This is a genomic window from Bradyrhizobium sp. R2.2-H, from assembly GCF_004346455.1.
Lineage (GTDB): Bacteria > Pseudomonadota > Alphaproteobacteria > Rhizobiales > Xanthobacteraceae > Bradyrhizobium > Bradyrhizobium diversitatis.
The window spans coordinates 798,139-825,128 of the sequence record NZ_SMBR01000001.1 but is presented as its reverse complement, the minus strand read 5'-3'; the positions used below and the strand labels follow the sequence as shown (position 1 = coordinate 825,128).

At 64.3% G+C, this 26,990-nt stretch carries 22 protein-coding genes; 11 read left to right on the top strand and 11 right to left on the bottom strand.

Annotated elements, in window-relative coordinates; translation table 11 throughout:
* Nucleotide 1: 1 nt before the first annotated feature.
* The 4 genes from EDE08_RS03885 to EDE08_RS03870 all read right to left on the bottom strand — a co-directional run bounded on the left by EDE08_RS03885 (nt 2) and on the right by EDE08_RS03870 (nt 6,485).
* Entirely contained in the window at nt 2-2,368 is a 2,367-nt protein-coding gene (locus tag EDE08_RS03885; protein WP_131867318.1) for an efflux RND transporter permease subunit, read from the bottom strand.
* Nucleotides 2,369-2,577: 209 nt separating this feature from the next.
* A complete protein-coding gene (eutC, locus tag EDE08_RS03880) occupies nt 2,578-3,363 on the bottom strand; it encodes an ethanolamine ammonia-lyase subunit EutC (RefSeq protein WP_131867316.1) in 786 nt (261 codons plus the stop codon).
* 6 nt (nt 3,364-3,369) lie between these two features.
* Nucleotides 3,370-4,956: a B12-binding domain-containing radical SAM protein gene (locus tag EDE08_RS03875; protein WP_131867314.1), complete on the bottom strand. Its 1,587-nt coding sequence runs from the start codon at nt 4,954-4,956 to the stop codon at nt 3,370-3,372.
* A 146-nt stretch (nt 4,957-5,102) separates the two neighbouring features.
* Entirely contained in the window at nt 5,103-6,485 is a 1,383-nt protein-coding gene (locus EDE08_RS03870; protein ID WP_131867466.1) for an ethanolamine ammonia-lyase subunit EutB, read from the bottom strand.
* A 254-nt stretch (nt 6,486-6,739) separates the two neighbouring features.
* On the opposite strand from EDE08_RS03870, the gene EDE08_RS03865 reads away from it, so the two are divergent.
* From EDE08_RS03865 to EDE08_RS03840, 5 genes are all read left to right on the top strand, one after another.
* On the top strand, nt 6,740-8,479 hold the full coding sequence (locus EDE08_RS03865) for a methyl-accepting chemotaxis protein (RefSeq protein WP_131867312.1): 1,740 nt from the start codon (nt 6,740-6,742) through the stop codon (nt 8,477-8,479).
* Between the two features lie 478 nt (nt 8,480-8,957).
* Nucleotides 8,958-10,145, top strand: coding sequence for an acetyl-CoA C-acyltransferase (locus EDE08_RS03860; protein WP_131867310.1), 1,188 nt, complete (start codon nt 8,958-8,960; stop codon nt 10,143-10,145).
* 71 nt (nt 10,146-10,216) lie between these two features.
* Nucleotides 10,217-11,971, top strand: a complete 1,755-nt coding sequence (gene arsA / locus EDE08_RS03855) for an arsenical pump-driving ATPase (protein ID WP_131867308.1) — start codon at nt 10,217-10,219, stop codon at nt 11,969-11,971.
* Between the two features lie 283 nt (nt 11,972-12,254).
* Nucleotides 12,255-12,728, top strand: a complete 474-nt coding sequence (locus EDE08_RS03845) for a response regulator (protein ID WP_131867306.1) — start codon at nt 12,255-12,257, stop codon at nt 12,726-12,728.
* A gap of 26 nt (nt 12,729-12,754) precedes the next feature.
* The gene (locus tag EDE08_RS03840) at nt 12,755-13,195 is read left to right on the top strand and encodes a response regulator (RefSeq protein ID WP_131867304.1); all 441 of its coding nucleotides are present in this window, start codon (nt 12,755-12,757) and stop codon (nt 13,193-13,195) included.
* Nucleotides 13,196-13,254: 59 nt separating this feature from the next.
* Here EDE08_RS03840 and EDE08_RS03835 read toward each other — a convergent pair whose 3' ends face one another.
* The 6 genes from EDE08_RS03835 to EDE08_RS03810 all read right to left on the bottom strand — a co-directional run bounded on the left by EDE08_RS03835 (nt 13,255) and on the right by EDE08_RS03810 (nt 19,684).
* The gene (locus EDE08_RS03835; RefSeq protein WP_131867302.1) at nt 13,255-14,469 is read right to left on the bottom strand and encodes an acyl-CoA dehydrogenase family protein; all 1,215 of its coding nucleotides are present in this window, start codon (nt 14,467-14,469) and stop codon (nt 13,255-13,257) included.
* 180 nt (nt 14,470-14,649) lie between these two features.
* Nucleotides 14,650-15,861 carry an ABC transporter substrate-binding protein gene (locus EDE08_RS03830; protein ID WP_131867300.1) on the bottom strand — a complete coding sequence of 404 codons (1,212 nt, stop codon included), beginning with the start codon at nt 15,859-15,861 and terminating at the stop codon, nt 14,650-14,652.
* 210 nt (nt 15,862-16,071) lie between these two features.
* Complete coding sequence (locus EDE08_RS03825; protein ID WP_061878090.1) at nt 16,072-16,647, bottom strand: HdeD family acid-resistance protein; 576 nt, start codon at nt 16,645-16,647, stop codon at nt 16,072-16,074.
* Between the two features lie 151 nt (nt 16,648-16,798).
* Nucleotides 16,799-17,695 (bottom strand): alpha/beta fold hydrolase, encoded by an 897-nt coding sequence (locus tag EDE08_RS03820; protein ID WP_131867298.1) that lies wholly within the window; start codon nt 17,693-17,695, stop codon nt 16,799-16,801.
* 36 nt (nt 17,696-17,731) lie between these two features.
* Entirely contained in the window at nt 17,732-18,559 is an 828-nt protein-coding gene (locus EDE08_RS03815; protein WP_131867296.1) for an HD domain-containing protein, read from the bottom strand.
* Between the two features lie 225 nt (nt 18,560-18,784).
* Nucleotides 18,785-19,684, bottom strand: coding sequence for a LysR substrate-binding domain-containing protein (locus EDE08_RS03810; protein ID WP_131867294.1), 900 nt, complete (start codon nt 19,682-19,684; stop codon nt 18,785-18,787).
* Between the two features lie 151 nt (nt 19,685-19,835).
* On the opposite strand from EDE08_RS03810, the gene EDE08_RS03805 reads away from it, so the two are divergent.
* The 5 genes from EDE08_RS03805 (at nt 19,836) to EDE08_RS03785 (ending at nt 24,963) form a co-directional block, all read left to right on the top strand.
* Nucleotides 19,836-20,987 carry an ABC transporter ATP-binding protein gene (locus tag EDE08_RS03805; RefSeq protein ID WP_131867292.1) on the top strand — a complete coding sequence of 384 codons (1,152 nt, stop codon included), beginning with the start codon at nt 19,836-19,838 and terminating at the stop codon, nt 20,985-20,987.
* A complete protein-coding gene (locus tag EDE08_RS03800; RefSeq protein WP_131867290.1) occupies nt 20,980-21,927 on the top strand; it encodes a carbohydrate ABC transporter permease in 948 nt (315 codons plus the stop codon). Before EDE08_RS03805 ends, EDE08_RS03800 begins: the two co-directional genes overlap by 8 nt.
* Nucleotides 21,924-22,760, top strand: coding sequence for a carbohydrate ABC transporter permease (locus EDE08_RS03795; protein WP_131867288.1), 837 nt, complete (start codon nt 21,924-21,926; stop codon nt 22,758-22,760). Before EDE08_RS03800 ends, EDE08_RS03795 begins: the two co-directional genes overlap by 4 nt.
* Before the next feature lie 29 nt (nt 22,761-22,789).
* On the top strand, nt 22,790-24,070 hold the full coding sequence (locus EDE08_RS03790) for an ABC transporter substrate-binding protein (RefSeq protein WP_131867286.1): 1,281 nt from the start codon (nt 22,790-22,792) through the stop codon (nt 24,068-24,070).
* Nucleotides 24,071-24,138: 68 nt separating this feature from the next.
* Nucleotides 24,139-24,963, top strand: coding sequence for a phosphodiesterase (locus EDE08_RS03785; protein WP_131867284.1), 825 nt, complete (start codon nt 24,139-24,141; stop codon nt 24,961-24,963).
* Between the two features lie 143 nt (nt 24,964-25,106).
* Here EDE08_RS03785 and EDE08_RS03780 read toward each other — a convergent pair whose 3' ends face one another.
* Nucleotides 25,107-26,126, bottom strand: a complete 1,020-nt coding sequence (locus EDE08_RS03780) for an AraC family transcriptional regulator (RefSeq protein WP_131867282.1) — start codon at nt 26,124-26,126, stop codon at nt 25,107-25,109.
* Nucleotides 26,127-26,361: 235 nt separating this feature from the next.
* Between EDE08_RS03780 and EDE08_RS03775 the strand changes: the two genes are divergently transcribed.
* Nucleotides 26,362-26,988 carry a (2Fe-2S)-binding protein gene (locus EDE08_RS03775; RefSeq protein ID WP_131867464.1) on the top strand — a complete coding sequence of 209 codons (627 nt, stop codon included), beginning with the start codon at nt 26,362-26,364 and terminating at the stop codon, nt 26,986-26,988.
* Nucleotides 26,989-26,990: the final 2 nt, after the last annotated feature.

The window sequence follows — 26,990 nt, the reverse complement described above, 5'->3', positions numbered from 1 at the left end:
CTCAGATCGCAGGCTTGTCGGGGCCCTGAAGCCTGGCGTGCAGATTGATCAGCCACATCGCCGTCGGCCGCAGGATGAAGAGGTCGGCGACGAGGGCCATCACCATCGAGAAGGCGCTGAGCCAGCCGAACAGCCGCAGCGACGGCAGGTCCGAGAACACGGTGACGACGAGGCCGCAGGCCAGCACCACCGTGGTCAGGATCAGCGCCGGGCCGACCAGCACGGTGGCCCGCTCCACCGCGAGCGCCGAGCCGACGCCCGGCTTGCTCTCGAGCCTCAAGCGGTTGAGGAAGTGGATGGTCGCGCTCAAGCCAAGGCCGAACGAGACGGTGAGCGCGACGACGCTGGCGAATTGCAGGCCCTCGCCCATCGCCCACAGCACCGTTCCCGACATCACCACCGGGAAGATACCCGGCAGAATGCAGGCGAACATCACCACCCAGGAGCGGAACGCGAGGCCGATGAAGATCGCGACCAGCGCAAATTCGATGGTGAGGCCGTGGTTCAGCTTCTCGATCATGCTGGCCGAGTTGCGCGCAGCGATGGCGGCAAGACCCGTCACCGCGATCTCGTAGCCGGGATGCTTCTTGCGGACGGCGTCGAGCTCGTGGTCGAGCTTGTCGACGATCGGCAGGAGCTGGCTGGAATCCTTGTCCGGTACGCGGCCGGCGACCACGACGGCATCCTGCTCGGCATCGATGAACCGCCGCACCAGATGCTCGGGGATGACGTTGACATATTCCTTCAACGTCGCGACGTCGGCGCTGCCCGCCTTCTCTGCCAGCCAGCGGCGCAGCGTCTCCAGCGACCAGACGTTGCCGACACCGGCCGTCTTCTCCACCGTCGCATGCACGTCGGCGATGGTCTGGAGCGTCTCCGGCGAATAGAGCGATTCGCCCTTGGGGAACTGGATCAGCACGTTGACCGGGTTGGCGCCGGTCAGCTTGGCATCGAGCCGGTCGCTGGCGGCGACCGCCTGGCGCTTGTCCGGCACCTGGTCGGCGAGCCGGTAGCGCGGCTCCAGATTGGCATAGATGACGCCGAGGCCGCCGACGAACAGCACCGCGATCAGGCTGAACAGGCCGGGACGGCCGACCATGCGCACCGCGATCCAGTAGCAGAAATTGCGCAGGGCCTGGACGCCGGCATCTGCGCTTTGGAACTTGACGGCGAACACCTTCTCGTTGCGCACGAGCAGCACGCCGAACACCGGCACCAGCGACAGCACCGCGACCAGCGCGATGATGGTGGCGGCGAGCCCGGCCTCGCCGAACTTGCGGATCAGGTCGGAGTCGGAGAATTGCAGCGCGATGAAGGAAATGCCGGCCGTGCCGTGCGTCAGCACGCAGGCGGGTCCCACCACCAGCACCGCGTTCTTGAACGCGGTGAACTTGTCCTGTCCTGCAATCAGCCGGTCGCGCGCGGCGAAGGTGAGCTGCATCGAGTCCGAAAAGCTAATGACCATGATGAGCGGCGTCATCACGTTCAGGAACATGTTGAGATTGAAATTGGCCCAGCCGAGCGCGCCGAGCGCCAGCAGGATCGCGATCATCGGCGGGAATGCCGCGGCGACCATGAAGGAGATCTTGCGGAAGAAGATGATGGCGATGATGCAGCCGGCGAGGATGCCGAGGATGTTGTAGGTCAGCCCGTCGCGCTCGACCGCGTTGCGGATCTCGAGCTGCATCACCGGAACGCCGGAGAGCTGCACGTTGAGCCCGGTGTCGCCGAGGTCCTCCTTCATCAGCGCGCGGATGTCGCCGACGGTCTTGGTCAGCTTGTTGGAGCCGACCACATCGGGATCGAGCGAGAGCACGATCAGCGCCAGCGTGCCGTCCTCCGACAGCAGCTTGCCGCGGATGATCTCGTTGTTCTTGACGGTCTCGATGAACTTGTCATAGGCGGCCCCCTCGGGGAGCTCGGCCGGGAACAGTGCCGCCGGCAGCTTTCCCGGGGCCGGCGCCTGACGTGCCGAGAACAGCGAGACCAGCCCGCGCGTGCCATCGACCAGTTGCAGGTCGGTAACGAAGTCACGCAGCTTCTCGAGGTTGCTGCGCTCCAGGAGGGACTTGCCCTCGACCACGACGAGGACGTCGAACTCCTCGGCCGGGAACTTCTTCGTCACCTCTTCATACTGCTTGAATTCGCGGGTGTCGGAGCGGAAGAGCTGCGACAGCGAATCGTCGATCTTGATCCGGTGGATGCCGAACACGGCGCCGACGATCAGCGCCAGCAGAACGATGCAGGAGACGATCGGCGCCCGAACGGCGATCAACCCGAGGCGCTCCAGCCCGAAGGCGATCGAGGACGCAGGTCCCTGCTCGACCTTGTCGACATGAACCTCATTCTCGCTGTGCTTTTCGAGCATGCCTTGTCCAGTTCCTAAATCGGCTCGGTCTTGAGAGCTTGTTGCGCCCCGCGAACGGCTTGAAAACGCCATACCAATGGGAGGCTTGCCCTTTGAAAATGCGCGGAAAATCGCCGCGAGGGGTTTAGCAGGTCAACAGGTCTTCTCGCAAGCAGGCGAAGCGCGCCCGAATCGATCAACAAGCGGCGATTTCGGGTCCCGACCGCCTATCATCCCGGCGGCGGCGTGCCAATTCGACGCGGCGCCCGGTCCGTGCTCTCGTCCTTCAGAGCCACGCCGGTGGTCTCGCGCGCGAGCCCCTCACGGATGAGCCAGGCGATCTTGAAGGCGGCCTCGTCGTAGCTCAGACCGGCATGGTGGATGTTCGACACGCAATTGCGTTCGGCATCGGTCCGGCCCGGCTTCGGTGCGAAGGTCAGATAGACGCCGAGACTGTCGGGCGCGGACAGGCCGGGCCGTTCGCCGATCAGCATCGCGACCATGCGCGCCCCGAGAATGGCGCCGATCTCGTCGCCGAGCGCGACGCGCGCGCCCGATGCGACAACGACATGGCCGATCGCGACGTCATCCCCTTGCGCAAGCAATGGCAACAGGCGCCTCACCACGATCGCCGCATGGGCCTGAACCGCCGCCGCGGACAGGCCGTCTCCGATCACTATCGCGACCCGGCACGGCGCCGAGGCGCTTCGTGCCAGAAGCTGCGCCGAACCGGGTTCAAGCTGTCGTCCCAGATCCGGCCGCCGCAGATAGTCGCTGCGATCGACGGCCCGGCTCCTCACTTCGGTCACGGCAAGTCCGAGCGCGCCGAGGTCGGCGACCAGGCGCGGCGTGTCGAAAGCGGCATGCACGGCATCGCGCGCGCGGGCATGGTCCCGTGTGAAATCAAGCAGCGCCCTCGTCGGCATGCTCGCGCCGCTGCGCCCGAGCGCGACGCGCGCGGGCGTGAACGCCCGCAGATCGAGGGTCGGGCGGCGCGGCGGAGACGGATCAGACATGTCGCATCATTCAGCCGGAACGGCTGCCTCGCGCAGCCGGATCGAATAGTTCGAGGCGTTCTGCTTGCCGCTGGAGGCCGCGCGCGCAAAGGTGATGAGATGGTGCGCAATAAGCGTACAGCCGATCAGGCCTTCGATGTCGCCGCGCTTGATGCGTCCGAGCGCGAACTTCCAGAACACGCGCCTGTAGTCGCCGAGCACGCCGACCTTCCAGAAGATGTTGCGCAACATGACGAGGCCGCGCCGGATGTTGCGCCAGGTCTTCATCTCGTCCGGCACCGGCACCTTGACCCGATTCACATAGACGTTGTCGCATTGATGCTGATAGCGCGCGTAGACCTTGTCCGGCGCGTAGGCGACCGCCATCGCGTGCTTCCAGGATGCGACGACCTCGTCATAGGGCAGCACGAAGTCGACATTGGAATCGCGGCCGTCGTCGTGGACCAGGCGACCCTCGCGCTCCAGCCGGTCCCACAGCGGCGTCTTGGGCAGCGCCTGGAGCAGGTTGATGGTGAGCAGCGGAATCCGGGACTCCTCGACGAAGGCGAGCAGCGCCTCCGACGTATTCGGCTTGTCGGTGTCGAGCCCCATGATGATGCCGGACACGACCTCCATGCCGTAGGAGTTGATGGTGCGCACGCCCTCGAGGATCGGGACCATCATGTTGTGGTCCTTCTGCATCGCCTTCAGGGCGTCCGGATCCGGCGTCTCGATGCCGCAGAAGATGGTTATGAAATAGGCCTCACGCATCTTCTCGAGGATCTCGGGCCGCTTGGCGATGTTGAGCGTCGCCTCGCAGGCGAGGCGCACCACGTAGCCGGTCCGCTTCTGCCATTCGATCAGATGCGGCAGCAGGTCGAGCGTCGCCTTGCGATTGCCGATGAAATTGTCGTCGACGAAATAAACCGTGTCGGTCATGCCGCATTCGCGCAGGCGGTCGAGCTCGGCGATGATCTGCTGCGGCGTCTTGATGCGCGGATTGCGGCCGTAGAGGCCGGGAATGTCGCAGAACTCGCATTGATAGGGACAGCCGCTGGAATACTGGATGCTGCCGAGGAAGTACTTCTTCACGTCGACGAGCTCGTAGGCCGGGATCGGGAACTCCGTCATCGGCACGCGGTCTTTGGTGGTCAGCACCACCTGTTGCTCGGGACGCGAGGTGTCGCGCGCCAGGATATCGATCAGCTGGTTGGTGGCGTCGCCGAGCTCGCCGACATGCAGATAGTCGAAGGAGGGATAATAATCCGGGCAGGCGCTGACCGAGGGCCCGCCGAGCGCGACCGGCAGATCGAATTCATGGGCGCGGCGGCAGATGTCGTTCATCTGCTGGCGCTGGATGTGCATGCCGCTGACGAAGACCGCTTCGGCCCATTCGAATTCCTCCTTCGTCGTCCGGCGCAGGTTCTCGTCGACGAATTTGACCTGCCACTCTTTCGGAAGGTAGGCGGAAATCAGCAGCAGCCCCTGCGGCGGCATGAAGGCGCGGACGCCGTCGGTCAAGGGATAGGAGTGCTCGAACGTACCGAAGGACGAGGTGTAGCGCGGAAACACGCAGAGAATCCGCCGGGACGTTCCGTTACTTTCAGCTCGCATCAAAGCTCCCCCGCCACGCTCGACCGATAGTGCGGAAATTGCCAGCCAGACTCAGAGTAATGCTGTCGCCGGAATTTCTCAATATTGTGGCACAAGCACAATTCCGGGGGGCGCCGATAGTTTCATCGGTGTGCGAGTTGGCGCCCTCACGCGATCAACCGTGAGGCAAAATCGGGCAGCAGGCCTGCATCGCCGGCCAGGCGGAGATCGGCGCCTGTAATTCCCGACTGCACCAGCCAGTCGTCGAATTCCGGCGCGCGGCGCAAGCCGAAGACGTCGCGAACATAGAGCGCGTCGTGAAAAGAGGTCGACTGGTAGTTCAGCATGACGTCGTCGGCGCCGGGGACGCCCATGATGAAGGTGACGCCGGCGGCTGCGAGCAGCGTCAGCAGGTTGTCCATGTCGTCCTGGTCCGCCTCGGCATGGTTGGTGTAGCAGATGTCGACCCCCAGCGGCAGCCCGAGCAGCTTGCCGCAGAAATGATCCTCCAGTCCAGCCCGGATGATCTCCTTGCCATCATAGAGATATTCCGGGCCGATGAAGCCGACCACGCTGTTGACGAGGAGCGGGGCGAACGCGCGGGCGACCGCATAGGCGCGCGCTTCGCAGGTCTGCTGGTCGACCCCGTGATGGGCACCCGCCGACAGCGCCGAGCCCTGGCCGGTCTCGAAATACATCACGTTCTGCCCGACGGTGCCGCGCCGCAGCGACAGCCCGGCCTGCTGCGCTTCTTTCAGGAGCGCGAGATCGATGCCGAAACTGCGGTTGGCGGCCTCGGTGCCGGCGACCGACTGGAAGACGAGGTCGACCGGCACGCCCTGCCCGATCAGCGACAGCGTCGTCGTGACATGGGTCAGCACGCAGCCTTGCGTCGGGATCTTCAGCCGCGCGACGACCTCGTCGAGCAGCCGCAGCAATTGGGCGATGACGGCAGGATCGTCACTCGCAGGATTGATGCCGATGCAGGCATCGCCGGCCCCCAACAGAATGCCGTCGAGGATCGAGGCGGTGATGCCCCTGGCGTCGTCGAACGGATGGTTCGGCTGGAGCCGCGTGCTCATCCGCCCCTTCAGCCCGATGGTGTTGCGGAAAGCGGTGGTGACCTCGCATTTCCGCGCCGCCAGGATCAGATCCTGATTGCGCATCAGCTTTGACACTGCGGCCGCCATCTCCGGCGTGATGCCGGGCGCGAGCTTGCGCAGGATCTCGGGCGTTGCGGCATCGGACAGCAACCAGTCGCGGAAGGCCCCGACGGTGAGCGATGCCACCGGCGCGAAGGCCTTGGCGTGGTGGCTGTCGATGACGAGGCGGGTGACCTCGTCGGTCTCATAGGGAATGACGGCTTCCTGCAGGAATTGGCCGAGCGGCACATCCGCCAGCGCCATCCGTGCCGCGATCATCTGCTCGGAGCTGGCAGCGGCAATTCCGGCCAGCCGGTCGCCGGAGCGCGGCGGTGTCGCCTTGGCGAGCAGGTCGCGCAGATCCGGGAAGGTGTAGGTCGTGGCGTCGATGCTGTGGCGGTAGACCACGGGGCTCTCCAGGGGGGGGTCGTCGGCCAACGGCCGACTCCAGGACTATGCTGAAAGACTATGCTGAAAGACTATCCCGAGACTATACCCTGGGATCAAGACGCTGAAATATCTTACCTTTCGTTCGACCAAGGACGGAGGGAGCCTGACGGGCGCGTTAACGCCACATCCACCTTCCTCCTGCAAAGTTTTGCATCAATTCTACACGACCCCGCTCACCGGCCGCTTCAGGCCATTCCGGGCGCCTGCACACCATGACATCAGACCGACCTGGGAATGCCACCAAGCTGGCAGGCCGTTTCACGCTTGCCACCAAGCTCTATGCGATCTTCGCGCTGTTCGCGCTGCTCACGGCCGCGATCGCGATGCTGTCCGACTACAACAGCCGCCGCAGCGCCGACCTGACCAGCGCGATCGAGACGGCGAATGCCGCCGCGCTGAACGTCGAGCGGGTCAACTCGCTGGTCTATGCGGTCGTGATGGAATCTCGCGGCGTCTACATGTCGACCGAACCGGCCGTGGTGAAGAAATACGGCGATGGCCTGCTCAAGTTCAACGCGCAGATCCTGGACGTCGTGAAGCGTTGGGAGACCATCGTCAAGGCCGACGACGCCGAGCAGTTTGCTACCTTCAAGAAGCGCATCGAGCAGTTCGTCGAGTTCCGCAAGGAGCTGGTGCGCCGCGGCGTCGAAATCAATGCAGCCGCGGGCCGCGAATGGGGCGACAACGACGCCAACCGCGCGGTGCGCTCGGCCCTGAACAAGGACCTCGAGGCGCTGTCCAAGGTTTATGCCGAGCGCGCCCGGCAGATCGCGCAGCAGACCGAGACCAATCGCGGATTGTCGTTCGTGCTGACCTGCCTCGGCGGCGTGGCGCTGGCCCTCGTCGTGATCGGCATCGTCATCATCGCTCGCTCGATCGCTCGGCCGCTCGCCTCGATCACCGCCACCATCAAGCAGGTCGCCGACGGCGCCGAAAACATCGTGGTGCCGCACTCCGAGCGCGGCGACGAGATCGGCGCACTGGCCCGCGCGATCCAGGTGTTCCAGGACGCCATGGGCCGCAACCGCAACCTGGCCTCGCAAGTGTCGCACGATGCCGCCGCCCGCGAGGAGCGCGCCCGCCACGTCGAACGGTCCGTCGAGCAGTTTCGCGAGGCGATCGGCGCGATCATGCGCGGCCTCAGCGACAACGCCTCGGTGATGCGCGAGACCGCGCAGACCATCACCCGCGTCACCGCGGATGCGAACAGCCGCGCCGGCACCGCGGCGAACGCGACCGAGCAGGCCTCGCACAACGTCACGGCGGTGGCGGGCGCGGCCGAAGAACTGTCCGCCTCGGTGGTGGAGATCGGCCGCCAGGTGCGGCAGAGCGCCGGCGCGGTCGAGCAGACCGGCCAGCGCACCGAGAAGTCGATCTCCGAGATCGAGAGCCTGGCCGCGGCCACGCAGCGCATCGACGGCGTGCTCAGCCTGATCCAGGCCATCGCCGAGCAGACCAATCTGCTGGCGCTGAACGCCACCATCGAAGCCGCGCGCGCCGGCGATGCCGGCCGCGGCTTCGCCGTCGTCGCCCACGAAGTGAAGGCGCTCGCGGGCCAGACCGCCAAGGCCACCGCCGAGATCAGCGAGAACGTCTCGATGATCCAGGCCTCGACCCGCAACGCCGTCGATGCCGTCCGCGAGATCGGCGGCGCGGTGCGCGAGATCAATGAGGTCACCTCGGCGATCGCCGGCGCCGTCAGTCAGCAGGACGCCGCCACGCGCGAGATCTCGTCAAATGCGCAGTCGGCCGCGCAGGGCAACGAGACGCTCGTGGCGAACATCACCTCGCTGCGCGATGCCATCGGCGAGACCGACACGGCGGCATCCTCGGTGCTGACGGCGGCGAGCAGCCTGACGGCGACGGCGGACACGCTGTCGCGCGAGGTGGAGAAGTTCTTCCAGAACCTGCGCGCAGGTTCGGCGGACGGCCGCCTCGCCAAGGCGGGATGACGGCGCGGGCGCGGGCCGCGAAGCCCACGCAGACACAAAAAGTGCAAAAACAACCCCATGCACAGTAGGCGGGGGCAACTGAATCAATGGGTTAGCTGCCGCCGCGAAACGCTGCGGATTTTGCGAAGTCAATTTGACTCGTCGGGCAAAACACCGGCATGATGTCATCATTGGCGCACCGTCCTTCCGTCGACGTAGACGGACCCAGCTGCTATCGGTGCGCGCGTGCAGGGCAGGCCTGATCCCAAGAATCGTCGCGTTGGCCATGCGCTCAGAAGGCAGCGCTTGAGTCCAATGGGGTCGACGGCGGCCCTCGGCCCAACAGCCCCAGCGACGATGGCCGCCAGCCTGAGGCCGAGATCGGACATCGATTGGTTCCTCCGCTCCGTTGATCCATCTCAACAGAGCCTCGGCCGAGTTGTTCATAATTTACAAAATGCCTATCGCACAGCGATGCAGCGGAAGCGAGAGATGACCAATGGCCAATAAGGAAGTCGTGATCTGTTCACCCGTGCGCACCGCCATCGGCACGTATGGAGGCACGCTGAAGGATTTTCCGGCCGCCGATCTCGGCGCCGTGGCGATCCGTGCAACGCTTGAGCGCGCGAAGCTGTCGCCCGGCGATGTCGGCACCATCGTCATGGGCAACGTGATCCAGGCCGGCAACAAGATGAATCCAGCCCGGCAAGCGGCCATCAATGGCGGCGTTCCCGTCGCTGTTCCGGCACTGACAGTCAACCGGGTCTGTGGCTCGGGTGCGCAGGCGATTGCAAGCGCCGCCCAGGAGGTGATGCTCGGGTTCGTTGAGAGCGCGGTTGCCGGCGGCATGGAGAACATGGACCGCGCGCCGTATCTCATGGGTTCCGGGCGGTGGGGCTATCGCATGGGCGATGCGAAGATCTTCGATGCGATGCTGATGGACGGCCTGAATGACGCCTTCTCCGGGCAACATTCCGGATGGCATACCGAGGATCTCGCAGCCTCGCATCAGATCACCCGCGAAGAGCAGGACCGTTGGGCCGAGCGCTCGCAGAAGCGATTTTCCGCAGCCCAGGCTGCCGGCAAGTTCGCCGCAGAAATCGCTGCCGTCGAAATTGCCTCCCGCAAGGGTCCAACTCATTTCGACAAGGATGAGCACAACCGGCCCGATACGACGATGGAAAGCCTCGGCAAGCTGAAGCCAGCGTTCCGTAAAGACGGCACCATTACGGCCGGCAACGCGCCCGGGCTCAATACCGGCGCATCGGCGATGATCGTCGCCGATCGCGCCTGGGCCGACAAGAAGGGCTTACTGCCGATGGCGCGTCTGGTTGCCTACGGGATAGGCGCTGTCGAACCAGGCATGTTCGGGTTGGGGCCGGTGCCGGCAGTGAAGCAGGCGCTCGAACGGGCCGGCTGGAAGGTATCGGATGTCCAGCGCATCGAGATCAACGAAGCCTTCGCGGCGATCGCAATTGCGGTTGCGAAGGACCTGGGTCTCGACACCAGTATCGTCAATGTGGAAGGCGGTGCAATCGCGCATGGTCATCCGATCGGAGCCAGCGGCGCGGTCCTGACCACTCGATTGCTGCATTCGATGAAACGCGACGGCATCAAAAACGGTATCGTTACTCTTTGCATCGGCGGCGGCCAGGGGATTGCGCTTGCGCTTGAGTCGATCAATTGAACCATGCTCACGCGGCATCCCGACCGATCGGAAAATGCCGCGTGACCTCTGCGGCCTGAGGACTGCCTATATTGCCCCACTTTCGCGCGCTGACCGCCCCAACCCCATATCTGTTCTTTACCGGCAAGGGCGGAGTCGGCAAGACCTCTCTTGCGTGCGCCACGGCCGTTAGCCTGGCCGACCGTGGACTGCGCGTCCTCATCGTCAGCACCGACCCCGCGTCGAATCTCGACGAGATGCTCGAGGTCACCTTGAACGATCGTCCCACCCCGGTGCCAAACGCGACCGGACTTTCGGCGATGAATATCGATCCCGAGGCTGCGGCCGAAAACTATCGCAGTAAAGTGCTTGAACAGCTCGGACCGGAGGTTCCTCCCGACGAGCGATCGACCGTGCGCGAGCAGCTCTCCGGCGCCTGCACCACCGAAATAGCTGCCTTTGACGAATTCGTGGGATTGCTGGACGGCGATATCGCGGGGTTCGATCACATCATATTCGACACCGCCCCGACCGGTCACACGTTGCGGCTCCTGAGCCTGCCAAAGGCATGGACCGGCTTTCTCAAGGACAACGATCGGGGAGCATCCTGCCTCGGGCCGCATTCAGGTCTGAAGATGCAGGAGGACCGCTTTCGCAAGGCGCTCCAAGCCTTGGGCGATTCCAAGCAGACCACCATCATTCTGGTCACCCGCGCCGACCGGGGTGCGATCCGCGAGGCGGCCAGAACGGCGGCCGAACTTGACGCGCTCAATCTGTCGAACCAGCTTCTCGTGGTGAACGGGCGCTTTCATGCCACGGACCCGACCGATGTCGTTGCAGTTGCCATCGAGCGGGATCAGGACGAGGCACTGGCCGCAATGCCTGCATCTCTCACGAACCTGCTGCGCGACGAAATTCCTCTGCTTGGGTTCGACATCGTCGGCCTGGTGGCTCTGCGGGCACTTTTATCGCCGGCCAATCAGCCATCGCCTGTATCCACCGAGCCCGGCACTGAACCGATCGACCTGCCGGGACTGAATCGGCTGGTCGATGACATCGCGCAGGGCAAGCATGGCCTCATCATGGTCATGGGTAAGGGGGGCGTCGGAAAGACGACGATCGCCGCGGCCATCGCCACGGGATTGGCCAAGCGCGGCCATGCCGTTCATCTCAGCACGACCGATCCCGCAGCTCACGTCAGCTTCGTCGTCGATGGCGTCATGCCCGGTCTGACGGTCGACCGGATCGATCCCCGGGTTGAAACGGAGCGGTATGTCGCAAAGATACTGGCGAGCCGGGGCCGGAACCTGGACGAGCAGGCCAAAGCCCTGCTGCTCGAAGATCTCGCTTCGCCATGCACGGAAGAGGTCGCCGTGTTCCACGCCTTCTCACACATTGTAGGGGAGGCGCGGAGCGCGTTCGTCGTGCTCGACACGGCGCCGACAGGCCACACGCTCCTGCTGCTGGACGCGACCGGCGCCTATCACCGCCAGATGACGAGCCAGGTTGCACCGACCGGTGCAGGACGTATCGTTACCCCGTTGATGAGGCTGCAGGACCCGAATCACACAAAGGTCATCCTCGTGGCGCTGCCGGAGACGACGCCGGTTTCCGAAGCCGCCTCCCTTCAGGATGACTTGCGGCGCGCCGGCGTCGAGCCATACGGCTGGGTCATCAACAAGAGCCTCGCCGTCTCGGGAACTCGCGATCCCCTGCTGCGGCTTCGGCTCGACAGAGAGCGAACGCAGATCGCTCGCGTTCAGAACGGGCTCGCAAAACGCGCTTTCATCGTCGGGTGGCGAGCAAAGCCGCCAATCGGTGTGGAAGAGCTGCGTCGTCTGTCATGAACGTAGTTCGACTGCGTGATGTCTGCTGCTGGGCCAAAAAGACGAAGTGCCCTCGCTGTCCATCTGGTCGGCGGCCTGAACGGCCAGCAGGCGCGCACGATATTCTCACGTACCGAGCCCTGCTCGGCCGGCGGCTTGCCGAAGGCTGCACGCGACGCGGACCGCTGGCACATCTTCCGAGCGCGCTGGGTACAGCCGATCGACCGCATTGCAATGATGGATGCGGCGGGGGCCGCGTTGTCGGGCCTTAACATAGGCTAAGGCTCAAGGCGGCAGCACCGGCTTGAATGACAAAAATCGCTGCCTGGAACGAACCCTCCCGCGAACGGTTGTTTCCGGCCAAGCTGTTGAATGGGTGTCAAAAGTGACCACGGGCAGGATGCTGGATACCGACACCAATCCCCTTTCGAAAGCTCCTGTGCTGCTCGTAGAGGACGACGTTCTGGTCCGCACCATGGTGTCAGACGAGCTGAGAGCGAACGGAATTTCCGTGATCGAGTGCGGCGACGCGGATGAAGCTCTGGAGGTTCTTCGATCGAGAACCCAGGTTTCGCTCGTCGTCACCGACATACAGATGCCGGGATCGATGAACGGGGTCGGCCTCGCGAGCGTCATCAAGCGTGAATATCCCGAGCTGAAGGTAATAATCACATCATCCGAACGACCGCCCGACGGCGCCAAGTTCGATCATTTCGTCGCGAAGCCGTGGGATATTCCCAACGTTATCCGGCACATCAAATCGATCGTCGGCGCATAGGAACGAAGACGACCGCTTGCCGGTTGTTGGGCATGCAGATCGATCGAACCACCGGTTCCCGCACGATTGTACTCGCCGAACAGGACGTCCTGGTGCGGATGTCGCTCGCCGACTATCTGCGAGGGTGCGGGTACAAGGTGCTGGAGGCGCGATCCGCCGACGAGGCGATCCGGTTGCTCGAAGATTGCAGCATCCCGGCACATGTCGTGATCAGCAGTGTCGAGCTGGCTGGCGACGGCTTCGGAATCGCGAAATGGCTCAGGGATCATCGGCCCGATCTCGAATTGCGCCTCACCGGCACCACCAAACGAGCCGTCGACGTAGCGGCGTCGCTGTGCGACGGAGGGCCGCTTCCGGCGCCGTACGACGCTCAAATTCTCCATCGCCGAATACTGCGATTGACGGGCGGGCGCCAGCCGCGCCCCCAGGAAGGACGGCGGACGATGGCGAAAGTGTCGAAGGGATGACTAGGAGATCGGCTTGACCGCCAGGAAACGTGCCGCCCTTCGTCGATCTCACAATATCCCTACCCCATCACCCCGCCCCGTCTGATCAGCTCCTTGCCCACCGCGGCGAGATGCACCTGGTCCGGCCCATCGCCGATGCGGATGAAGCGGGCGTAGACATAGGCACGCGCGAGGAACGTATCCTGCGAGACGCCGGCGGCGCCGTGGATCTGGATGGCGCGGTCGATGACGCGGGCGGCCATGCTGGGCACCACGATCTTGGCGGCCGCGATCAGGTCGCGCGCGGCCTTGTTGCCTTCGCGGTCCATCCTGTCGGCGGCCTGCAGCGTCAATAAGCGCGCCTGCGCGATCTCGCAGAAGGAGTTTGCGATGTCCTCGCGCACCGAGCCCTGCTCGGCGAGTGGCTTGCCGAAAGCCGTGCGCGAGACCGCGCGCTGGCACATCAATTCCAGCGCACGCTGGGCGCAGCCGATCAGCCGCATGCAGTGGTGGATGCGGCCGGGGCCGAGCCGGCCTTGCGCGATCTCGAAGCCGCGGCCTTCCCCGAGCAAAATGTTCTCGGCGGGCACGCGGACATTCTCGTAGACGATCTCGGGGTGGCCAACCGGCGCGTCGTCATAACCGTAAGTGAGCATGTCGCGGACGATGCGCACGCCCGGGGTATTCTTCGGCACCAGGATCATCGATTGCTGGCGATGGCGGTCGGGATGATCCGGCGCGGTCTTGCCCATCACGATCAGGATCTCGCAATCGTCGTTCATCGCGCCTGACGTGAACCATTTGCGGCCGTTGACGACGTAGTCGCCGCCGTCGCGCCTGATCTCGCACTGGATGTTGGTGGCGTCGCTGGAGGCAACCTGCGGCTCCGTCATCGAAAAGCCGGAGCGGATGCGGCCCTCCAGGAGCGGCTTCAGCCAGCGCTCCTGCTGCGCCTTCGTGCCGTAGTTGGCGAGCACCTCCATGTTGCCGACATCGGGGGCGGAACAATTAAAGACCTCCGGCGCCCAGAGGATGCGGCCCATGATCTCTTTCACGGGCGCATATTCGAGATTGGAGAGGCCCGGGCCATGCTCGCCTGACAGGAACAGGTTCCAGAACCCCTGCTCCCGCGCCAGCCGCTTCAGGTCCTGCAAGACGGGCGGCGTCTTGTAGCGCGATGCTTCCGGCTTGACCTGCTCGTAATAGAGCTCCTCGACCGGCTCGACATGCGTCCGCATGAACTGGCGAACGCGGTCCTGGAGCTCCAGCGAACGGGGAGAGTGGTGGAAGTCCATGGTGGTCTCCTGTTCACGCCGAGCGAGGAGCGCACGCCTCGCCCTTCGAGACGCCCGCTCCGCGGGCTCCTCAGGGTGAGGCTAAGCAGCGCTTTGCACCCATTGAACGTGTCGCCGCACGCTCCGTCCTCATCCTGAGGAGCCCGCGGAGCGGGCGTCCCGAAGGATGCGCTATGCCCCTCACGTCCCCTTCAACAGCTCGCTCGCCACAACCCAGTCGTTGCCGTCGAACTGGAGCATGTAGCCGTCCTTGATCGGGCGGAAATCCTGCGGCGTGGTGTTCAGCGTGATGCCGGGCATCAGCAGCGACAGCGGCACGTTCTTCAAATTGGCCGCCTGCGCCATGATGTTCTCGCGCGTCAGATTGTCCTTGCATTGCCTCAGCAGCACCACCAGCGCCTCGGCGACGGTGTAGCCGTAGAGGCCGGCGACGTTGTTGACGTCGGCATTGGGCAGGCGGCGCTTCATGAAGTCGATATAGGCCGTCATCGCCGGATCGTCCTTGGGCTCGGCGACGAACGGCTTGAGCGAGCCGAGCGAGAGCACGCCCTTGCCCGCGTCGAGGCCGGCCGGCACCATCACGGTCGCCTTGTTGGCGCAGCCGCTGGCGATGAAGCGCGTCGGCTTCCAGCCGACCTCATGGGCTTTCCGGATCGCCTGCGCGCAGGCGCGCGGCGTCACCGAATAGATCAGGAAGACGTCGGCCTTGGTATTGGCCAGCGTCAGCACCTGGGAATCGACGGTGGGGTCCGCGACCTCGAAGCTCGAGGCCATCGCGATCGCCTTGTCGGCGTCGGCGCCGAGCGCCTCCTTGACGCCGCGCAGATATTCCTTGCCGGCATCGTCGTTCTGATAGAGCACCGCGAAGCGCGCGTTCGGGTTCTTGGCGCGGGCATAGGCGACGTCGATCGCGGCCTCGCTGGTGTAGTTCGGCGCCCAGGGCAGCGCCATCGACCAGGGCATGTTGGCCGGATCGTTCCACTTCGAGGCCGAGCTGATCAAGAAGAGCTGCGGCACCTTGTTGCTGTTGAGATACTTCGCGATGGCCGAGCTCGGCGCGGTGCCCATGGTCGCGAAGATGAAGGCGACGCCCTCGCCCTCGACGAGGCGCCGCGCGGCCTCCATGGTCTTGGGCGGAGAGAAGGCATCGTCCAGCGACATCAGATTGAGCTTGCGGCCGCCAACTCCACCCTTCTCGTTGATCTCGTCGAAATAGGCGGAGATCACCCTGCCCGTGATGCTGAGCGGCGAGGCCGGGCCGCTATAGGGCATGGTGTTGCCGATCTTGATCTCGGTGTCGCTGACGCCGGGACCGTAGGACTTTTGCGCGAAAACGGGCGTGGACAGGCAGCCGGCAGCCAGCGCTGCGGCCAGGGCCAAAGCGGCTCTCATGGTTTCTCCCCGGTGATGATCGCCCGCGCGAGGCGGTCAGCGCCTGCGCGGCGTGCTGCTTTCTTGTCAGCGCGTCAGATCAGCGGAGTTCTGCAGGATGGTCTTGCGTCGAGTTGCTGATGGCCCGCGTCGGCCTGGCGCATGAAGCCGTCGCTTCACCTCTCCCGACGGAAGAGATGGAGATAAAGAGAGAGCTGCGCGCGCCTGCGCTCAGCCTCGCCGCTTCAGGCCAAAGCCGAGACTGATCCACCCGGCACCGGCCATGATCAGGTCGATACCGAGAAACAGGCCGAGGATGTAGACGCTGTTCACGGGCCAGCGCGCCACGATGAGCAGGCCGAGCAGCAACGTGATCGCGCCGGAGAGCGCAACCCACACCCACGGGCTCTCTCGTTTCATGCTGAAGGCGAGAAACAGCCTGACGGCGCCCGAGGCGATCAGCGATGCTCCCAAAAACAGCGTCAGCAGGACTGCCGCGAGCAGCGGATTCGCGAAGGTCAGGAAGCCGGCGACGATATAGAGCACGCCGAGAAACGCCCAGATCAGGAATTTGCCCCAGCTCTTCATCTGGAATGCGCCGATCACCTCGGCGACACCAGCCACGATCATCATCGCGCCAACCACGATCACGCTCGCCACCGTCGCCATCACGACGCTGCCGAGCGCGACGAATCCGGCGATCAGATAGACGACGCCGAGCGCGACGATCCAGCCCCATTTGGCATGTAACGCGGCGATGCCTGAACCGAGGCTCGCTTGGTGAGACGTATCCGAAGCACTCGTCATGGCCGCCACTCCTGTGCAAAGCCCGGAGGCACAATTCAAGATAGCACGAACCGGACCGGGACGACAGCCAGCAGAACACTCCTCATCGGCAGCAACATTGACGCAAATCAAGATCGAATGCGGCGAATATGTCTTCCATGTGCTGCAATGATCAGGCGCGCCCGGCTGCGTTGCGAACGTCGAGCACGGCCTGGGCCCATTCGGCGGGCCGCTCCTGCGGCAGGTTGTGGCCGGCATCCTTGAAGACGCGCCGCTCGAAAAACCCCTCGAACTTGCGCGCGTGGTGGGCCGTGCCGGGATTGACGCCGTCGCTGTCGCCGTCGATCGCAATCGTCGGAACGCGGATCGGCGGCTGGGCGGCGAGCTTCGCCTCGATCGCGGCATAGGCGGGGTCGCCCGCCACCAGCGCGTAGCGGTGGCGATAGGAGTGGATCACGACATCGACGAAATCGGGATTGTCGAAGGACACAGTGCTTGTCTCGAACGTCGCGTCGTCGAACGCCCATTTGGGCGACCACATCGCCCAGAGCTGACGGGCAAAGCCGCGGCGGTTGCGCTCCAGCGCGCGGCGGCCGCGTTCGTTGTGGAAGAGATATTGATACCAGAGTGCCGCCTCCTCCGGCGGCGAGGCCGGCTCCATGGCGCGGGCGATGTTCTGGATGTTGTAGGAATTGCCGGAGACGAGCCCGATCACGCGTTCCGGATGGAGCGCCGAGACCACGCAGGCCGCGCGCCCGCCCCAATCATAGCCGCCGACGACGGCGCGCTCGATGCCGAGCGCATCCATGAAGGCGAGGAGATCGGCGCCAAGCGCCGCCTGCTCGCCGGAGCGCAGCGTCTCCGGGAATCGAAACCGCGTCGGGCCATAGCCGCGCAGCCAGGGCACCAGCACCCGTGCGCCGGCTCGTGCAATGATCGACGCGGTCTCGGCGTAGGCGTTCACGTCATAGGGAAAGCCGTGCCCGAGGATGCAGGGCCAGCCCTCCGGCACGCCGTATTCGCGGTAGGCGATGTCGAGGACGTCAGTGGCGATGTTTTTCTGTTGCATGCGTGTCTCGCGGAGTGACCACGATCGTAACCCGGCCTATCTCTGCGGACCGGACAGCGAGATGTCGCGTTCGGCGCGGAACACGTTGCTGTAGAGGTTGGCGATCCATTGCCGGCCGATCTCGGTCTTGTTGAGATAGCCGATCTCGGTCTGGATGTGCGGTGCGACACTGTTCCAATAGAATTGCGGGTAGCGATTTACGATGTCGGCAGGCGAATCGTAGCCGAGCTGACGGTTGATGCCGACCTCCTCGAACTCGTAATACAGCGCGTTGGCCTTGCGCAGATAGTTGGGATCGCCGAGCTGGCCGATGAAGTCGGCCGCGCGCAGGATCGAGGCCTCCTCGTCATATTCCTGGCCTTCACGGGCGGGAAAGCGCGTCCCTTCGATGGCGCTCGCAATGCGCTCCGGGTCGAGACCGCGGACCGGAGGCAGCCGCCGCAGGACGAACAGTTTCGAGCGATCGACGTGATACATCATCAAACTGGCATCCGATGCACCGCGCGGTAGCGACACCTTGGTCCCGGCCTCGTCGATGATGAAGCCGTCTTCGTCATCCTCCGGGAACAGGCCGCGGACATAGCCTATGTCGTGCGCCAGGCAGGCGATCAGGATGTGGAGGTAGTCCTCCGCCGCAAGATGCGCATGGAGATTGCGTCCCGAGAGGATTGCCTGAGCGGCCAGAGTCACGAGCATGGTATGCTCGATGTTGTGGTAGAGCGCGTCGCTGTTGCCGATACACTCCATCGCGGTGCGCGTCGATCCCTCCAGTACCCGGGCGGAAGGTTCGTCATACCGGCGACGCATGAACCGACCCAGCATCTTCTCCAGGGTTTCGGCCGCCAGTCTCGGTAACGTCATCATGGATGCAGCCCCGTCCGCCGCTGGTATCCCATGCTATCTCCCGACGTCATTCTTCTCCTCGACGCAGCGGGGAGCATAGCCCATCTTCGGCCGGGTCACCAAACTCCGAAGCAAAAATACGTAAATATCTTGCCGTCCCGCCGCGCGGCATCATGGTTGACGCCACAGTACACCACAACCGAAGGCGCCGGAGGGCCGGGGTCGACTCCAGGCCCGACTGCCGCATCAGGGCGCGGCCAGCATGGCGGCTCCTTCGGCCGAGCGCGAAAGACTTCTGGCCAGATAGAACAGTTCGACCAGCTTGCCGCGCTTGCCGGCCAGCGAGAAGATGTATTCGGGTGACTCCGCCTCGATCTCCGCGATCGCCACCTTCGCGATCCGGTCGATGCGGCTCGAGCCGTGCTCCCAGACAAAACCGACACCAAGCCGATTGGCGACCGCCTCCAGCATCCCCTCGCGTGTATTGACGATGATCGCGGGAGTTGCGCGCAGGTTGACGGCGCGAAGGGCCCTGTCCACGGCGCGCTGGGTCGCGGAATCCCGGGTCCGAAAGACCAGCGGATATTGCACGAGGCCGGCGATGGACACGCGCGATTCACGACTGAGCTCGTGAACGGGATGACAGATCGCCACGACGCGCTGCTGCACGCAGGGCTCGCGCCGGAAGCGGTTGTCCTGCGGCACCTCCGGCAAGACGGCAACGTCGACGCGCTGGTCGACCACGGCGGCCATGATCGCCGACCAGCTGCCGATCTCGATGTTGATCTGGATCTTCGGATAGAGATTGCGGAACGCCGCGATCAGCGCCATGCCCGGCATGGCGTTGCCGAGCCCGATGCGAAGCTCGCCGCCCGTGAGTTCGTCGCGCTGCTGCAGGATGGCCAGCGCATCCGCCTCGACCGCCTGCATGCGGCTCGTTGCAGCGTAGAGCCGCCGGCACAGCGGCGTCGCAATCAGGGTCTGGCCGTGCCGATCGAACAGTGCGACCGCGAACTCGGCCTCGAGGTCGCGCACGAGCTGCGCCACCGCCGGCTGCGACACGCCGAGCCGCCTCGCCGCTGCGGCAAAACTGCCGGTCTCGAACACCGCATTGACCGCCCGGACGCGCGAGGACGTCAACGCCACGACAAGCAACCCAAGATCGACATTCCCCGTCTTCCGGCCCCGAAAGCAAAACCTGGGATGACCATAAGCAAGGCCATTGACCGTTATGTGAATGTCAGACGCGCTTCCTACTCCTGATGCGCCGCAACGGGCCAGCAGGGGATCAGCGCGCATGGCGCAAATCGAGCTTTCCGCAATCCGCAAATCCTTTGACGGCACCGACGTCCTGAAGGGCATCGATTTCCGAATTGAGGACGGCGAGTTCATCTCCCTGGTCGGTCCGTCCGGCTGCGGCAAGTCCACCCTGCTCCGCATCATTGCCGGCCTCGAGCCGCAGAATTCCGGCCAGGTCCACATCGACGGCCGCCACGTGGACGCCATTCGCCCAAGCGCGCGCAACCTCGCAATGGTCTTCCAGTCCTATGCGCTCTATCCGCATTTGAGTACCTTCGACAACATCGCAGTGCCGCTCAGGATGCGGCGCCTCTCGGCGATCGAACGGCTGCCGCTGCTGGGTGCCCTGCTGCCGGGCCGGCGTGCCAAGGAGCGGCACATTCGCGCCGACGTCGAAGCGATCGCCGAGCAGCTCGACATCGCTCCATTGCTGCGGCGCAAGCCAGGGCAATTGTCCGGCGGACAGCGGCAACGCGTCGCGGTCGGACGCGCCATGGTGCGCGAGCCGCTGGCTTTCCTGTTCGATGAGCCGCTCTCCAATCTCGACGCAAAGCTGCGTGTCCATATGCGCGCAGAGCTCGCCGAGCTGCATCGCCGCCTCAAGGCGACGTTCGTCTACGTCACGCACGACCAGGCCGAGGCGATGACGATGTCGAGCCGGATCGCCGTCATGATGGGTGGTGAATTGATTCAGGCCGGCACGCCTGCGGAGATCTACAACGACCCCGGCGACATCCGTGTCGCCGAATTCATCGGCAGCCCCAAGATCAACGTCCTCCCCGGCCGGATCCGCAAGGACGGCGGCGTCGACGTGCTCGGGACTGCCCTGAAGCTGTCGTGCAATGCGGCGGCCGGCGAATGCCGGGTCGGCGTCCGTCCGGAGCGGATCGAGGTCGGCACGGGGCCGTTCTCCGGCACCGTCGTCCATCTGGAGAATCTGGGTGCGGAAGCTTTCGTTCACCTTGCGATCGAAGGCGCGGGACTGCGCCTGATCGCGCGGCTCGCGGACGTCCGGCACCTGCCCGCGATGGGAAGCTCCGTCACCTTCGGGTTCGCGCCCGACTCGGTGCGGGTTTTCGATCCGGCCGGGAAACGGATCGAGCTCCGATTTGAGCAGGCCGAGCGCATCCGTGAGCCCGCCCATGTCTGACGGCTCGATGACCCTGGGCACGGCCATCGCCCCCGCGGCCGCGACGAGGCGCGCGCTGCCGGCCCATGGCAGCCGACGCACCTATGCCGCCTACGCCCTGGTGACGCCGGCGGCAGTGCTGATGCTGATCATGCTGCTTGGCCCGCTCGCCGGCGTGATCGCCCTTTCCTTCACCGACTATCAGCTCGGCGCGCCGCATTTCTCCTGGATCGGCCTCGCCAATTACCAGGACCTGTTCGCCGACAAGGTGTTCTGGACCGCGCTGCGCAACACGTTGGCTTACGTCGTGATCGTGGTGCCCGGCGCCGTGATCGCCGGCCTTGCGATTGCGCTTTTGATCCAGAGCGGCACCAGCCTGCGCAGCCTCTACCGGACGATCTACTTCCTGCCCGTCATGGCCACCCTGATCGCCATGGCCGTGGTGTGGGAATTCATGCTGCATCCGCAATTCGGCCTGGTGAACGGGCTGCTGCGCGGCGCCGGCCTGCCGGCTTTCGCCTGGCTGCAGGACCGCAGCACAGCGCTCTACGCGCTGTGCGCGATCGGCATCTGGCAGGCGGTCGGCTTCAACATGGTCCTGTTTCTCGCCGGCCTCGTCTCCATTCCCAAGCAGCTCTACGAGGCGGCCGAGATCGACGGCGCCTCGAGCGGCTGGGCGCGCTTCCGGCTCGTGACCTGGCCGATGCTGGGGCCGGTGACGACCTTCGTCGTCGTGATCTCCGGCATCCGCTCCTTCCAGGTGTTCGACACCGTGCACGTATTGACCAAGGGCGGCCCGTCGAAATCCACGGAGGTGCTGATCCACACCATGTACACGGAAGGCTTCGAGTTCTTCCGCTCGGGCTATGCCGCGGCGATCACCGTCGTTTTCCTGGTCTTCGTTCTCCTGCTCACGCTGGTCAAATCGAGGCTCGCCGATCGCGGGGTGCACTACACATGAGCAACGCGCATCCCATCCCGTTCCGGGCGATCCTCCGCCACGTGCTGCTGATCGCGGGCGCCGCGCTCATGCTGGCACCCTTCATCTGGATGATCTCGACCGCGTCCAAGCCGCAGACCGAGATCTTTTCCAGCGAGCTGCACCTGATCCCGCACCAGTTCGCGCTGGCCGAGAACCTGCGCGAGGCCTTCGCCAAGGCCAATCTGCTGCGCTTCCTGCTCAACGGCGTCATCGTCACGGTCTCGATCTTCGTGCTGCAGGTCATGGTGGCGCTGCCGGCGGCCTACGCGCTGGCAAAGCTTCGCTTCCTCGGCCGCGAGACGCTGTTCGCGCTCGTGCTGTTCGGGATCCTGATCCCGCCGCAGGCGACCGCGATCCCCGTTTTCCTGCTGCTGCACAAGGCCGGCCTGCTCGACAGCTATGCCGCACTGGTCCTGCCCTTCACGATCTCGGTGTTCGGTATCTTCCTGATGCGCCAGTTCTTCAAGACTGTGCCGGACGATCTCGTCGATGCCGCGCGCATGGACGGCATCTCCGAATTCGGCATCGTCTGGCGGGTGATGCTGCCGGCCGCGATTCCCGCAGTGACCGCCTTCGGAATCTTCTCCGTGGTCGCGCATTGGAACGACTACTTCTGGCCGCTGATCGTGCTCAACAGCGAGCAGCTGCGTACGCCGCCGCTCGCGGTCGCGCATTTCCGCAACAACGAGGCCGGCACCAGCTACGGCCCGCTGATGGCCGCGGCGATGGTGATCATCGCGCCGCTCGTCATCGCCTTTCTCTTTGCCCAGCGCCGTTTCATCGAGGGCATCACCCTCACCGGCATCAAGTAACCGCGTCACCTCAACCAAGGAGTTTATCCATGCTGAAGTCCATCATCGCCGCGGCGGCTCTGTCGCTCGTGGCCGGATCTGCGCTCGCGCAGGCCCAGACCGAGATCGTGATGCAGTATCCCTATCCGGAGCTGTTCACCGAGACGCACAAGCGCATCGCCGAGGAGTTCGCCAAGGTGCACCCGGAGATCAAGGTCACCATGCGGGCTCCTTACGAATCCTACGAGGACGCCACCCAGAAGGTGCTGCGGGAAGCCGTGACCAACCAGATGCCGGACGTGTCCTTCCAAGGCCTGAACCGCATCCGCGTCCTGGTCGACAAGAACATCCCGGCCGAGCTCGGCGGCTACATCGCGGCCGAAAAGGACTTCGACAAGCAGGGCTTCCACCAGGCGATGTACGACATCGGCACCGCCGGCGGCAAGGTCTACGCCCTTCCCTTTGCGATCTCCCTGCCCATCGTCTACGTCAATCTCGACCTCGTGAAGCAGGCCGGCGGCGACGTGAACAACCTGCCGAAGAGCTGGGACGAGCTGATCGCGCTTGCCAAGAAGATCAAGGCGCTCGGCAACGACACCAACGGCGTCACCTATGCCTGGGACATCACCGGCAACTGGCTGTGGCAGGCGCCGGTCTTCGCGCGCGGCGGCACCATGCTCAATGCCGACGAGACCAAGGTCGCGTTCGACGGGGCGGAAGGCAAGTTCGCCATCAACACGATTGCGCGCCTCGTCAACGAGGGCGGCATGCCCAATCTCGACCAGCCGTCGATGCGCGCGGCGTTCGCGGCCGGCAAGACCGGATTCCACATCACCTCGACCTCTGACCTCAACAAGGTCACGCAGATGACCGGCGGCAAGTTCGCGCTGAAGACGATTCCGTTCCCGGACGTCGTCTCTCCGGCCGGCAGGCTGCCGGCCGGCGGCAATGTCGTGCTGATCCTCGCCAAGGACAAGGCCAAGCGCGACGCCGCCTGGGAAGCGGTGAAGTTCTGGACCGGCCCCAAGGGCGCGGCGATCATGGCGGAGACCACCGGTTACATGCCGCCGAACAAGGTCGCCAACGACGTCTATCTGAAGGACTTCTACGTCAAGAACCCCAACAACTACACCGCGGTCAGCCAGCTCGCGCTGCTCACCAAATGGTACGCCTTCCCCGGCGACAACGGCCTGAAGATCACCGACGTGATCAAGGATCATCTCAACGCGATCATCTCGGGCGCCCGCGCCAAGGAGCCCGAGGCCGTCCTCGCCGACATGACCGCGGACGTGCAGAAGCTGCTGCCGAAGACCACCGGCGCGGCGCGCTGAATATCCTGATATCCGCCGGCACGGGACGCCATCGGCGCCCCGTGCCGCACCAGTGACTGGAGATGGCGATGAAACTGCTGCATCTGAGCGACATTCACCTGACCGCGCCCGGCTCGACCATCGGCGGCCGCGACCCGCGCGTCAATTTCGAACGGGCGCTCGCGCATGCGCTGAACGATCATCACGACGCCGAATTGATGGTGATCACCGGTGATCTCTCGGACTGGGGCGACCTCGCCGATTATCAATGGCTCAAGCAGCGCCTCGACGAATATCCACTGCCGGTCCGGCTCTGCATCGGCAACCACGACCGACGCGCCGCCTTCCTGAGCGTGTTTCCCGACCTCGCCGACGAGAACGGTTTCGTCCAGGGCATCCACGATACGCCAGCCGGCCGCTGCCTGTTCCTCGACACCGCCCATCCTGAAACGCACGCCGGCCGCTATTGCGAAGATCGCCTCGGTTGGCTCGAGGCACGGCTGGCCGAGCATGACGGGCCGTTCCTGATCTTCATGCACCATAATCCCATGCCGGTGCATCTCGTCCCGTTCGACCAGATCGGCCTGCTCGACGAGGCTCCATTCCGGCATCTCGTCAATCGCCATCGGGCCAAGATCCGCCACGTGTTCTTCGGGCATTGTCACTTGCCTCTCGCCGGCTCGATTGCCGGCGTCCCCGTCTCGTCGCTACGCGGCACCAACCATGCGAGCTATCCGCTCTTTTCCGAGACGAAGCTGCTGAGCGCCTGCGACCTGCCGCAATCCTACGGCGTCGCATTTCTCGGGGAGGACTATGTGACCGTGCACATGGTGGAATACGGCTATGACGGCCCCATCCGCACCCAGGGTTCGCCCGACTACAAGGCCTGGGATCGCGAGACCATGGTTCGGTGACCGGCGAGCGCCGACCATTACCGAGCCGTGTACGCATGAAGCAGCGCTGCACTTCTTGCAGAGTCCTCTCCACCTTGATAGGGGCGCGTTGCGTCGCTCACCCTAGGTCGAAGATGGGCCAGAAGCTGACATCCGATGTGAGGCTACAAGGATTGGCGGAAATTTCGCGGCGTCGTGCCGACATTTCTGCGGAAGGTCTGGGCGAAAGCCGACGGCGTTGAATATCCGACTGCGAGCGCAACTTCACTGATCGATAGATTTGGATCATTCAGCAGCCGTTGTGCAAGCAACATGCGTTGCCGAGTTAGCCAGGCATGCGGCGTCAATCCGGTCGAGAGACGGAACGCCGTGCAGAAATGATAGCGGCTGCGGCCGACCAGCGATGCCAGTTCTTCGAGGCCGATCGGCTTATCGAGATGAGCCAGCATGTATTCGGTTACACGCTTGAGCTGCCAGCGCGCGAGCCCGCCGCGACTATAGGCGAGCCTCTGCGGCAGCCGTACTATGCTGTGCGAGCGCAATAACTGGATGCAGAGTAGGTCGACCGCGCGATCGACCAGCAATTTTGCCGAAGGATCGACAATGACGGCGGGATCGCTGAGGATCGCGAGAAGCTGCGAGGTCACGGCGTCTTCGCTGCCGACGCGTGGCGTCAGCTCTACATTGCCTCGTCCACCGATGAGTGTTCGGCAATGCTCTAGTCGTTCGTTGGTGAGATAGACATGGGACACGTGGAGCGGTCCTTCAACTTCCCAATCTCCATCATGCCGGTCGGGAATCACAGTGATCGAATTCGGCCGCAGCGGGGCAGAGAGCCGCCGTCGCTCAACCGTCCACGCACTGTGCTGAGGCTCACCATAGTAGGTGCCGACGAGGTGTCCGGGCATGCCTGGGGCATACCCATAACGCGTGCCGCGAACAAAACGATGAGTGAGTTGTGTGCCGCAGTTTAACTGGATGGGTGCCAAAGGCGGCGGGGCCTCCGATAGCAGCCGGACCATCGACTGAAAAGGATTTCGATCAGGCATCGCTTTGGTTACGCAATATTTGACCGCACCGCGACAGGCTGCTTCATCAACATACCATGTTTCACGACATTGCGGGAATGGAAGCTGCGGTCCGAAATGTCGCAATATCTGGCGGATTGCACAAATAGTGCGCATGATTGACACCGGGGCGTCGAGACAACTCCGATGGCAAGAGCGAGGGTCGGGCTTGATCTCATTGCGCTACCCCTCACGGCTGGGCGGCCTTGGCCGCGATGGGCGAGAAGCAGAGTCCACAGGCGCTGGCGTCACTTCGTCGCAAGATTGCGATAGTCGCCGCAATATCGGAACGGTGCGTCCGTCGGGATCATGGCCTACTGGGCAGGATCATCCGAGGGGGATCCCGACCACCATGACAAACCAAGAGCCGTTCGCCGCCGACGGTGCTGAGACCGATAGCACGCGGGAAGGAATATCGCGCCGTTCGGTTCTGCTGACCGTCGGGGGAGCGGCTTCCATGGCGGTGGTGCCCCAACTCGCCGTGCAATCGGCATCCGAAAGCAGGCTATCCTCGTCAACGTCACGGGTTCGCTTGGCAGTGAACGGGATACGGCACGAGCTCGACTTGGATACGCGGCAATCCCTGCTCGACGTCCTGCGCGAAGACCTCGGTCTCACCGGCACGAAGAAGGGCTGCAATCAGGGCGCCTGCGGCGCTTGCACCATCCTGCTCAACGGCAGGCGGGTCGTGTCGTGTCTGACGCTGGCCGCGATGCATGACGGGGCCACAGTAGAGACGATCGAGGGTCTCGAGAAGAATGGTGAGCTTCATCCGCTCCAGAGCGCATTCGTCGAACACGACGGCTTGCAATGCGGCTTCTGTACCCCCGGGCAGATCATGTCGGCGGTCGGCTGCATCGCCGAAGGCCATGCGGGCTCGCCGGACGACATTCGGTTCTGGATGAGCGGCAATATCTGTCGCTGCGGGGCGTATCCCGGGATCGTCGCCGCCGTTGCCGACGCCGCCAAGAGGGTCTGACC